Raw genomic sequence first — 1527 nt, 5'->3', positions numbered from 1 at the left:
GACCTGCCCTTCGTGCTCTGGGATGAAAGGCTATCGACGGTCGCGGCCGAAAGGACGCTGATCGAGATGGATTTCTCGCGCCGCAAGCGCGCCGGTAAGATCGATTCGGCGGCAGCCGCGTTTATTCTGCAGGGAGTTTTGGACCGGCTTCAGTCGCTCCACGCATCCGCTCGAACGGAACCGGACCCGCCCAGCGCTGTCTGACCCAGCCGGCGATTTCGCGGCGACGGCGGAATGCCCAAAGCGCCATCAGCAGCAACCCGTCGAAGACGCACGTCTTCGCCACCATGCCGGGGATGATCGCCGGATCGATGCCGAGCATCTGACCGTAGAGCTGGAAGAAGAAGTCGTGCATCTGGCGGCTGAGCATCGCGTAGCCGAAATTGATGTCATTGGCCGACAGATAGAACCAGCCCCAGAAAATCGCCATCGGCGCCGCCCAGAATCCGAAGATGTAGCGCATCAGCGGCCTCCCCTGGGATTGGAGCCGGTTTTGGACACCGTTCGGCCTGATATGAGTGAAAGCAGCGAATTGTGGGCTGCGGCTTTTGCCATGCCGTGCGCGACGGCATGGATCTCGCCTTCGCCCGAAGCCGCTGCCGCAACCACGGACCGCCGTTCGGCAAGCATGGCGACATAGGATGCCAGAAGTGCTGCCAGCTGCACGGCAACAGCCATGAACAGCCCGTTTATGCCTTGCGCAGCACCCCCGATGACGATCAGCGACAACACGCCGGACGCGCAGATGAAGGCGATGCGGGCAACGCTGTCGGCGTCCGGGCTGGTCGCGTCGTTGACCAGGGCTTCGACAAAGGCCCAGAAAAACAGAACCGCGACGACCAGCAATGCGGTGGCAAGCGGCGCCACGACAACGAAATTGTCGAGGTTGACGAAGCGGGTACCCTCGATTGTGGCACCGATCACGCCGAGCGCCGCCGCCACACCACGGTTTCCGTCGATGCAGATGAGCGCAAGCAGGGCGAAAACAATCGTCCAGTGCAAGGTCAGAAAAGAGGTCAGTACCTGTCGCATCGGTGTTCCTGCTTCGCAAAGCAGGAGACGGCCAATCTGAACCATTGCCTGCTTGCGCCGGGACAGTGGGCCTTGCCGCTCGCCATCGCAACGGAAACCATTTGTTAAGGTTAACGGAAATTAGCCATATGCGAGAGGATACGGACCAACGCCTCAAAACTGTGGATGGCGCCGGTTTTTGCGATGCTCGCGGCTCAGTTCACCGGCGGATAGAGCGTGTCGATGATCATGCGTGCATCGTGGCGCGAATCGATCATGCCATAGGTGTTGCGCCATTGGCCGGCCAATCGCGTCTCGACGAAAGCGTCGGCGATCCGCCCTGCCCCCAGACGGCGCAATTCTGCCGCCGCAGCCGACAGAGCCAGCTGCTCGGTGAGCAGCCGAGCCGAACCTTCGTCGGTTGTAGCGACCTGCATCGCCGCCTTCAGCACGCCGATCGTGCCGCGTCCGCCGGCGCCGAGATCGCGGTCGATGCCGGCCAGCACATCCTCGAAC

Annotated in this window: 3 protein-coding genes and 1 pseudogene; 1 reads left to right on the top strand and 3 read right to left on the bottom strand. The window is 62.0% G+C overall.

From position 1 onward, the window contains the following. The coding region (gene ruvX, locus EN925_RS35285; protein ID WP_128337339.1) for a Holliday junction resolvase RuvX at positions 1 to 204 on the top strand (204 nt) is incomplete at its 5' end. Here the strand turns inward: ruvX and EN925_RS35280 are convergent. The 3 genes and pseudogenes from EN925_RS35280 to EN925_RS35270 form a co-directional block, all read right to left on the bottom strand. After that, entirely contained in the window at positions 122 to 463 is a 342-nt protein-coding gene (locus EN925_RS35280; protein ID WP_013531791.1) for a DUF6105 family protein, read from the bottom strand. The two genes, ruvX and EN925_RS35280, sit on opposite strands and share 83 nt — an antisense overlap. Further along, positions 463 to 1032 carry a hypothetical protein gene (locus EN925_RS35275; RefSeq protein WP_013531792.1) on the bottom strand — a complete coding sequence of 190 codons (570 nt, stop codon included), beginning with the start codon at positions 1030 to 1032 and terminating at the stop codon, positions 463 to 465. Before EN925_RS35275 ends, EN925_RS35280 begins: the two co-directional genes overlap by 1 nt. Before the next feature lie 194 nt (positions 1033 to 1226). Beyond that, positions 1227 to 1527 (bottom strand): annotated as a pseudogene (locus EN925_RS35270) (DNA alkylation response protein); the annotation flags it as partial.

This window comes from Mesorhizobium sp. M7A.F.Ca.US.006.04.2.1, from assembly GCF_004022915.1.
In the GTDB taxonomy this organism is placed as follows: Bacteria; Pseudomonadota; Alphaproteobacteria; order Rhizobiales; family Rhizobiaceae; genus Mesorhizobium; species Mesorhizobium ciceri.
This window is presented reverse-complemented; position numbering and strand designations above follow the sequence as displayed.

Bases quoted from the DNA above. Each gene is read 5' to 3' on its own strand.
- EN925_RS35280 (WP_013531791.1), bottom strand. From the start codon at position 463: ATGCGCTACATCTTCGGATTCTGGGCGGCGCCGATGGCGATTTTCTGG.
- EN925_RS35275 (WP_013531792.1), bottom strand. From the start codon at position 1,032: ATGCGACAGGTACTGACCTCTTTTCTGACCTTGCACTGGACGATTGTT.